An 8,921-nucleotide genomic window follows, 5' to 3' on the forward strand; every position below is an offset into this window, starting at 1 on the left:
CGATCCTCATTCGATAATAAAGCCGGTACTGCCGGTCAATCCTGGTGCGCTGGCGCGAGGCGCATCGCGCTCTCGCGGCGGCCGGGCCACCGTGTTCGTCAATATCCGCCCCGCGTCTGAGGGCGGTGCGACGCGGTCGCTCGGCGCACTCATTCGGTTCGGATTCGGTCCCGGCCGCACGATGTAGGGCGTGACAATAATGACCAGCTCGGTTTCACGTTTCTGAAACGATGAGGAGCGGAAAAGCGAGCCTAGGATCGGCACATCGCCGAGCCAGGGAAACTCGCCGATATCAGTGTTGAAGTTGCGTCTGATGAGGCCGCCAATTGCAAAGCTCTGACCGCTGGCGAGCTCGACCACGGTGCTCGCCCGCCGAGTCGAGAGGGCAGGGACCGCCATGCCATTGATTTTGACTTCGCCTTCACTCGATAGTTCGCTGACTTCGGGCTTCACACGGACATTGATTTGATTATTGTTGAGAACCGTCGGAACGAACTCGAGGCTCACACCGAACTGACGAAATTGGACCGAAACCTGCCGGTTGTCCTGCATCACCGGAATAGGGAATTCGCCTCCGGCGAGGAAACTTGCGGCTTCGCCGGACATCGCCGTTAGATTCGGCTCAGCAAGGATTGAGGCGAGGTGCTCGCTCGCGAGAGCGTCGAGAACAGCGCTCAGGTTGGTATTGCCGGCGTTAAACCCAATCCCGATCGTGCCGCCGCCGCCGGCCGCGCCGGACCCGCCCCCTTTGCCGCTCACAAGGAAAGCGCCGTTTGGGCTCGATGCCGTGAAGTTGATGTTGAGATCCTTGACGGCGCTGCGGGAGACTTCTGCCACCCGTACACTGAGATTCACCTGCAGGGAGCCGGCGACCTGGATCTTGTTGACAACCAGCGCGCCCGCGCCAAGAAACTGCTCAGTGACCTTCCTGGCGGTCTCGACCACATCCGCATTAGGCGCCGTACCACTAAGGATCGCGCCGCGCGGGGTATAGCTGACCTGAATTGGATAGTCGCCGACCTCGGCCTTCAGCGCGGCCCGCAGATCCTCAATCGGTTGGGTGACGACAATACGCAGCTCGGCGAGAGCCTCTCCGTTGTCGTTCAAGGCAAACAGGCTCGTCCGTCCGGCCTTTTTGCCAAACACGAAGATCGTGGTGTTCGATGGCGCCTGATAATCCGCAATCGCCGGGTCGGCTATAAAGATGCTCGCAGCCGGTCCGGTTAGATGAACTGTCTTGCCCTGTGAGGAGGTAAGGTTGATCGTGCCCGTGGTGCTGCCAGGCGCCGCACGTGGCGGTTCCCCTTTGCCATCCCGCTTTGTCTGAGCTGTGACTGCAGGCGGAAATAGCAGAGCGAGAGCGCACAGGACGTAGCAGAGGCGGGTAAAAGCGGTATAGTGCGAGCCGCTGGCGACCATCGGCGGCTCGCCGGCGTCATTGTTAACCACGTTCAAGGGAGTGCTGCTTTCAATTTGATCGGCTAGGCAGCCGATGCTGCGCCGATGAGTTCAAGGGTGTAACCGACACCGCGCGCGGTCTTGATCCTGAGCGTTGCACCCGCTTGGCTCAAATGCGTGCGTAAGCGATAAATCCCGACTTCCAGCGCATTGGTCGAGACCTCATCGTCAAATGCATACAAGCTATCTTCGAGCGATGCGCGCGGCACGGTACGGCCGGCGCGGTTGAGCAGATGTTCAAGAATGCACACTTCGCGGCGCGCAATTCTCAGTATTCGACCACCAACCGAGACTTGTCTCGCGATCGGATCGAAATGCAGATTTCCGAATGTCACCACCGGCGCCATCATCTGCGTTGACCGTCGCAAAATAGCTCGCATGCGGGCAATGAGTTCGTCGATAGACACGGGCTTGGGCAGAAAATCATCCGCGCCGGCGTTGAAGATCGCAATACGCCTACTGAGATCATTGAGATTGCTCATCATCATTGTCGGCATAGACCGCCCTTCGCGCCGCAACTGCTTTAGCCAGTCCAATCCGTCTCCATCCGGCAAAGCCAATTCGAGCAGGACCATGTGGTAGTTCGCGCAATCGAGCGCGGCCGCGGCCTCATCCAGCGTGCGTGTCACGTCAACGGCGAAGCCGCGATTTAAGAGTCCGTCCTTCACGTCGCGAGCGAAGTCCGCGTGATTATCAACCAGGAGAATTCGCATTTCATCGCCTTTCGTCCATCCACGCCATGACCTGAGCACGTCACGATCAACCCTGGGGCTCGATGCAACTGAGAGGCGGGTGCACTGATGTGAATTTGAACAGCCCGAACCGAGAGGCCGGAGCACGTCCACAGACGATCGATATCTGCGGATCCCTCGTCATCGGATGGTCCGCGGACCGCCGCGGGCTTCTTACGCTGTCGGCGGCGCTCAACATGCCCCGCACGCCAGCAAGAGATCCGATCTCGTTTGATGACTGTAGGCCGCGGTAGCCTGCTGACGCCTCTGCAGGCCGCTTACAACCGTTCTTCCATGCACTGCGCCGACGCCTGCCGCGCGATTAGAATGAAGCCGCGCAACCGAAACCAAAGCGTGGAAGACGATCGAATTTGTGACCGAACGAATGAGCCGAACCGACATTTAGAAACTCTCCGAATTCGTCTTGATCCGCGGTCAATCTTGCTGGGCTGTTGAGCCGTCCTGTCGTCGAGGTGACGACGATGCAAGTTCTTCCGCATTCGAAGACACTTTACACGGCGCATCTGGTTGGTGGCTTCACTAGCCGAGATGCACGGTACAAGCGATCAATGTCGCTCTCGGCTTTGTGAACACCCTCCCCGCAGTCCTGCCTGGCGCCAGAATGATTGGTACTCGAAATTTAAGTTGGCGTGTGCCCGTCAACGGCGACATAGCGACCACCAGCATACTGCTCGCGCGCCGCATCTTGCCGTTCTTGCGGGGCGATTGGCACTACATCCTCTGATCTGCGCATAAACGATGTCGGAAGCTGGCCCCGGGGAGGAGCAACGTAGCAGCGTGACGGGGAGGAGCGGCGGAGCATTGTGCTTTTGAGACGTTCGCAATTCTTGCTACCTGTCAGGAAGAGTTCACGCGAGGGGGTTTGTGTCGCGGGCTGTCGTAAATCCTACAATCTGACGCAAGGTGAGATTCAAGTACCTTTGGCCACTGCTTGTAACATTCCTCCGCGAAGTGGCCAGGCAGTCCGAAGCGGGGACGATGCACTCCCGACCAGACCATCGAGCTCTGGCAACGCTCGTCTCTCTCGCTAATGTCATGAGCATTTCGTCGATCCAATTAAGGCGGAGCTTAAGCCAAAGCCGATGACAGTGGATGAGGGCACTCGTCTTTGCTGGGACTTAAGGCGGGACGTCACGTTGGTCCGACTGACCTCATGCGCGACAACTTAGCAAAGAGACGCTGGCGAACCGTGTGATGCGTCTGTGTGAAGAGCGGGCGCGAACTTCTGGGATGCAGAGGGCGCAAAGGCGCAAGGCCCGCTAAGCGGCAAGGGACGGTAGAACAAGCGATTGCCACACGACATTCTTGAATGCTGCCTCCATAGATCGCGATCGATTATGAGGCTTTTAGGCGAGATCGGTAAAATCGATTGTTTTGATGGAACGCATCCAGGTAGCGAATAGTCCGTGTGCGGCCACATGGTTTGCCGCGGAGCGATGCCTCCTTGATCTTCGCCATTTGATTCATTCGCGCGCCAGCTCTTTTGATTGATGCGCTGACAACGGCATGTCAAATTGCGAAGGGATCGATGATCCGCCTTGCGCGGCGGCGTCATCTGGGCTTCAAGCCAGGTGTGCCGGCGGCGATCGGATCGATGTTGGCAAGTCCGCGGCACCCTGATGATAGCGGTGGAGGAGCGAATAAATGGTGCGAGCGTTTCCCCGAGAGAGCGTCAGCTATTCTTGGGATGGGCGCGCTTAGTCCTTGCGCATTTATTCGCAAAGCGATTGTCGATGTCCTGAAACGGAGCCGCAGGGAGCAATGTTCCTTAGGATGGTCGTGTTGGTGACCATGACGGAACGTCTGCGCGTGGCGCGCTCGCCGCTTGTCTAGTCATTCCTCTCCAGTTTTCCGCTTGTAGGGGTTTTCTTCGTTTGCGGTTCGGTAGCTGTCCAAATTACCGCCCAGGAACAAGCGTTCGGTCTCTCGTGTCGGCGTTCTGCCCAGAGAGCACATCAGATCCAGGTCCGCATCGATGTTGTCCTGATCTTCCGCATTCATCCTAAGGCCAATAGTGCTTAGTACGTCGTCGGGCGTCCAAACTGCGGATTTCGGTACGGCGTATGTGTGTAGCATGTTCGCATTGTTGGCGATCGCTCTTGCCCAGTGGTCAACCGACACGGTGAGTTTGGATGGATCTTCGACAAGTGAGACAAATGGAGAAGCCGTTGTCTTGCCGCGCATGTGCCATCCAGCCTGGCGCGCCCGATCCAGGGGATATCGTTCCACAGGATCTCCAATGGAGGAATGATCCCGCGCCGTGTTGCGGACATGTGATATTGCAGTTGTGCTGGTCTCTGCCCTCGGTTTGCAATCTGCGGGTTGATTTTGGAAACGATGCAGCTTGAGATAGGACGATCTCTCTATGTTTTCGAAAATGCGGTCCCGATCGATACCGTCCTCTCCCGGTGCAGTTGCTGGTGCCCATCGGGCTGATTGCTGTTCGGCCAGAGCTATCTCCTTCTTGAGCGCTTCAAGCGTGGCACCTGTCAACGTTGCGGCAAGTTGGGCGCGCGCTCGGACAAATGATGCGGCGGGATAATGAGTGGACACCGGCGCCGGCTCATTTTGCGAATTCGATGGTCCAGGGGCGGGAGTAGATATTTGGTGAGCCGAATGCAAACCATGCAGTTGGCTTTCGAAGTCTGCTTGATCGTCCGACAACCGCACCGGTGAGATGGCCTGAAGGCCCAATTCATCTGCTTGCGCATCTTGAGCGTCAATCAAGGCCTCGGCGGCATGTTGTGGATCGATGTTCATCCGTTTCCTCGCAATATAATAGTTGTTCGTGAGTATTCATTGCAAAAACAGCTTTCGAGAAGCTGACGGGCGGGAATTCTGGTGCTTGTTTCAGCTGAGCATCGGCGAGTGTACCGAGGCGAGCTCGGCCGGACCCAATGCCGCAAGTTGGCCCTACACTATTTGGGCTGAGGTAAGCTCAGCTGCCTGCGTGGGGCGCGTCGTTCGTGGCATCCCAACTCCGGACTTGTGCTCAGGCGACGGATACAGGAGCTGTTTGAGGGGCTGATGGTTCTGCTCATCTGTCATTTCGCGCGATGACACTCGCGAGGAGGCAAGTTCAGAGAATCTGACCTACGATGTTGTGATGTCGGAATAGCCGTCACGACCACTTGCGTCGGTTTGCGACCGATTGTCTTCTCGAAATGCAACGACGCTTCATGTCTGTGGTCCGTCAAGCGCGTTGCGACGATCGCATCTTGTGACGTTTCGCTCACGCGAACAGTAGTTCCTTGGAGGAAGAAGAACATATGAACTTAACCGGCAGAGCCCTATTGATCCTGTTGTCCATGCTTTCTGCGACCACCGTGAGCACGCTGGCAAGAGCAGATGAGACCTCGCCGAAATACGCTAAGGTGCTCAATGCCCTGCAGACGGGCAAGAGCGTGAAGCTGATAATGGATATGGCCCGCTGTACTCCCGCCGAAGGGGGCAAGCCCAGCTCTGCTACGCTAGCCGGATTGGCGATCAATGCCTTCAGGGTGACTGCCCAGAATGGCATCAGCTTTGCCAATGCGCATCAAACTGTGGATAGCTCTGGACATGCTGTGACGGAATACATTCGCCATAGCCTCAGCCGCGACGGCAAGCTTACCGTGCGGGCTTCCAAGCTTGTCGTCGGAAGCACCGAACTGGTGAACCAGGGCGAATTCATCTGCGAAGTGCCCGATGGGGCGAGGTTCATCTGGTAGCAGAAAGAACTGCCCTGGTCTGAATGCGCATTGGCTTTGACTGTTTTAGCGGTCTGGCCGCATCGCAAGCCGTCAAATGATGATCCTCGACAAGTAACGACGGCCAGATCGCTTCTGGCCGTCTTTTCGCGGCGGTGCCGATGATGCGCGAAGTGCGTCGGTGCGCTCGATACGCCCTCGAGGGGCGGGTTGTGGTCATCGGGTCTTATTGATCAGAAAGCCGTTGCGGCTATATATCGTATTGCGAGATGCTAGGCCCTCTCCGATAGAGCACTTGAACAAGTTATCTTCGCACTTTGTACGCGTCTCCTGTGGGCACATAGTGTTGATCAAATTGTTGGCTGCGATGAATACGACCGATAGACAGTCAAGCCAGTGAGTGACCACGCGCTCGTGTTTCCTTCTCCCGAGCGCTTTCGGCTGAAAGGCCGCGACGCCGAGTTGGCTTAATAGTTTGAGTCATGCATCCTACTTGAGATCGCGTTGGATCTGGCCTAGGGCGTTCACGCATAGTCTGGCCCTCGTTCGGTCGCAGGTCCAACGGCGCTGGTGCCTGCTTTGGTCAGGCGGTCCCATCGCAAGGACGACGTCCCTCGTTCAACCAAATTGCGGCCGATGGAAGAGAAGAACGCCGCCTCCGGCGAGGCTTTCAGCCCTGTAGGGCTCTCCGTGGATCAAAAAACGGGTCATTGGGACATCCTGGTTCGGCAGGAGACCCAAATTTTGGAGCATGTCGACCATGACAGGCGAAGCTTCTCGGGGGCCGTGCCTCCAATCATTACCAAACAACTCTCCGAGCTCCAGTAATTGCGGAGCCGGCTGATGACCCGGCGCCGGTTCGGCAGGCGGGGGGAGAAGATGAGGCGCCAGTGCCGAAGTAGCGCTCTTTTGCAAATCGAAGGAGGCCGGCAGACCGAACCCTGTCGCAAGACCGTAGACATCTGAAGCTGCCTCGGGCGCGGCGGGCGCAGCTTCATCTGGTAGAACGAGGCGAGGGTGATGAATGAGCTGAACGTCGTTGCGGCCTTCCGGTCCCAACACGGCCGTATAGCGTTCGCCGGAAATTTTATAGTTCATGAAGGGATATTTCGCATCAGGCAAGAAGTCCCACTTTCCCAACGTGGACAACATCAGCTCGGGTGCATGCTGGGTGCCATGCGAAAAGTCTTTGGGCACGGCGAACGACACGTCAAATGTATCGCCGACGGCGGGACGACGAAGATGGATGAGTTGAACGTCATGATAGCCTTGCGGGCCTAACACGGCCGCATAGCTTTCACCGCCAATGTCGAAGCTCCTTACCCGCTGTGTTGCATCCGGCAGCAAACCCCAGCGCCCCAGCTTGGAGCGCATCATATCTGGCGCGGGCTGGGTGCCGTGCGAGAAGGTCTCTGGAACGACCAAAGAAGCATCGAAGCTATCAGTGGCCGCTGGGGGCGGCTGCTCTAGCATGGCTGGGGCCGCATCGTCTCGGCGCGTCATCGGTGCAGGGTCCCGTGCAGATGCAGGATTTTGCGACCAGGCGCCGGGTTGCCAGGCTTCGGCACCGAAAAGATCTTTCTGGCCGATACTTGGCGTAGAAGGGGCGGCGGCTGACCACATTTCCGACCAAAACTCCGGCGCATCGAGATCGTCAGCAAGGAGATAGCCCTCAAGATCCACGGCATTAAGCGAAGCCTCCTGAACGGCACTTTGCACAGCCGAGCCGGTGGCTGAACTCATTGGCTGCCACCGCACGGGAGCATCGAAAGTCATGGCTGGCGGCAGCAGCTCCCGATCCGCAGCCTCGGAAAGCTCTTCTGGGGCGACACTTTGTACGGGCCAGTGGGCACTTGAATTCATCCCCGGCCACAGCACCGGTGCAGTGAAGTTAATTTCTGGCGGCAGGTCATCGCGATCGGGGGCATACAAAAACTTGGGCCCCGAACCATTGTTCGTGCGAGGGAGAACGCATGCTTTGCCCAGACGCCGGTGAAAGCAAGCTGGAAACAGGAAGCTCGCCGCTCCGGTCGAAAAGCACATCCTCGGCGACACTTTGCTCGGGAAAATGAGCTGCCAAACCCATTTCTTGCCAACGCTGCGGAGCATTGAAACCGTGGTCTGAGAATTGTGAGCCCCGATGCACTGCGCTTTGCAAAGACCGCTCTTGATCGGGGGGCTGGGCGGCCGACTCGGCGGCTGGCTGAGCTGGCAGACGCAACGTGCTTGCTTCAGGCCCCGAATTGCTTTGCCTCACGAGTGCCCGATAGTCGCGAAGCCGATTCAATGCGGAGATGAGTTTCTTGTCGTTTGAAATTTGGATTCAGCATAGCCGAGCAAGGCCTTGTGACTGAGCTTAGCCATCGACAAAGGTCGGAGTGCCACCGCCAGCTTCCGGAGACTACTGGCATAATTATCGGCAAGTTTTTGCTTTATTGGTCGACCAAAACGTACCTTTGCGGCTTCCCTGATGAGCCGGTCGTCTTCCTTGGACGGGCGGTAATGGCTCGTGATGGGCCGAGCGGTGGGATCAATCTCGCGATACTGACTAACCGACGATAGGGCGGCGAGAATAACTTTGTCGTTTGGCAGCAGCTTCTTGGCGCGGTCAAGCAACGTATCGCCATCGAGCCCGGCGATCGATTGGCCGGACTTCTTGAGCTCTTCAGCGAGCTTGCGAAGCCGACGATCATAAATTTCGACGGTGGTCGCGTTCGGGTGTTGGCCCTCGCCTGAGGGCCGCGCCAGACGCCGCCTGGATGAGGCGATCATCTTCCGCAGCGATCTTATAAAGGTCGCTGTGGGGGTAAGTTGGACCGAGCTGTCGCGCCTCTCCCAGATGCTGCTCAAATGCCGCTTGTGGCGGCTGTTGTGGCCGTTGCACAGCGGCATCGGATTCGGCGAAAGTGTTGCGGGCTGGGTTGATATCGGTGAGTCGGTCCATGGTCTCTTCGTAGGCAATCGCTGTCTGGTTCCATGCTACGAATGTTAGCTTTCCAAAATCTGACATGACCCGAGGGAC

At 57.6% G+C, this 8,921-nt stretch carries 6 protein-coding genes; 1 reads left to right on the top strand and 5 read right to left on the bottom strand.

The features are described 5' to 3' along the window. Positions 1 to 6: 6 nt before the first annotated feature. The 3 genes from XI05_RS01800 to XI05_RS01810 form a co-directional block, all read right to left on the bottom strand. On the bottom strand, positions 7 to 1,455 hold the full coding sequence (locus XI05_RS01800; protein ID WP_271498285.1) for a type II and III secretion system protein family protein: 1,449 nt from the start codon (positions 1,453 to 1,455) through the stop codon (positions 7 to 9). A 26-nt stretch (positions 1,456 to 1,481) separates the two neighbouring features. Further along, positions 1,482 to 2,171 (bottom strand): response regulator, encoded by a 690-nt coding sequence (locus XI05_RS01805; protein WP_271498286.1) that lies wholly within the window; start codon positions 2,169 to 2,171, stop codon positions 1,482 to 1,484. Positions 2,172 to 4,043: 1,872 nt separating this feature from the next. Beyond that, complete coding sequence (locus XI05_RS01810) at positions 4,044 to 4,970, bottom strand: hypothetical protein (RefSeq protein WP_271498287.1); 927 nt, start codon at positions 4,968 to 4,970, stop codon at positions 4,044 to 4,046. A 509-nt stretch (positions 4,971 to 5,479) separates the two neighbouring features. On the opposite strand from XI05_RS01810, the gene XI05_RS01815 reads away from it, so the two are divergent. Continuing rightward, on the top strand, positions 5,480 to 5,920 hold the full coding sequence (locus tag XI05_RS01815) for a VirK family protein (RefSeq protein ID WP_271498288.1): 441 nt from the start codon (positions 5,480 to 5,482) through the stop codon (positions 5,918 to 5,920). Between the two features lie 597 nt (positions 5,921 to 6,517). Here XI05_RS01815 and XI05_RS01820 read toward each other — a convergent pair. Continuing rightward, complete coding sequence (locus XI05_RS01820) at positions 6,518 to 8,008, bottom strand: hypothetical protein (protein ID WP_271498289.1); 1,491 nt, start codon at positions 8,006 to 8,008, stop codon at positions 6,518 to 6,520. 174 nt (positions 8,009 to 8,182) lie between these two features. Then, complete coding sequence (locus XI05_RS01825) at positions 8,183 to 8,671, bottom strand: hypothetical protein (RefSeq protein WP_271498290.1); 489 nt, start codon at positions 8,669 to 8,671, stop codon at positions 8,183 to 8,185. Between the last annotated feature and the right edge of the window lie 250 nt (positions 8,672 to 8,921).

It is taken from the genome of Bradyrhizobium sp. CCBAU 11357 (genome assembly GCF_028128865.1).
Taxonomy (GTDB): Bacteria; Pseudomonadota; Alphaproteobacteria; order Rhizobiales; family Xanthobacteraceae; genus Bradyrhizobium.

What these genes read in the sequence shown, in the direction of transcription:
- XI05_RS01805 (WP_271498286.1), bottom strand. Translation starts at nt 2,171, where the DNA reads ATGCGAATTCTCCTGGTTGATAATCACGCGGACTTCGCTCGCGACGTG.
- XI05_RS01810 (WP_271498287.1), bottom strand. Translation starts at nt 4,970, where the DNA reads ATGAACATCGATCCACAACATGCCGCCGAGGCCTTGATTGACGCTCAA.
- XI05_RS01815 (WP_271498288.1), top strand. Translation starts at nt 5,480, where the DNA reads ATGAACTTAACCGGCAGAGCCCTATTGATCCTGTTGTCCATGCTTTCT.
- XI05_RS01820 (WP_271498289.1), bottom strand. Translation starts at nt 8,008, where the DNA reads ATGCTCCGCAGCGTTGGCAAGAAATGGGTTTGGCAGCTCATTTTCCCG.
- XI05_RS01825 (WP_271498290.1), bottom strand. Translation starts at nt 8,671, where the DNA reads ATGATCGCCTCATCCAGGCGGCGTCTGGCGCGGCCCTCAGGCGAGGGC.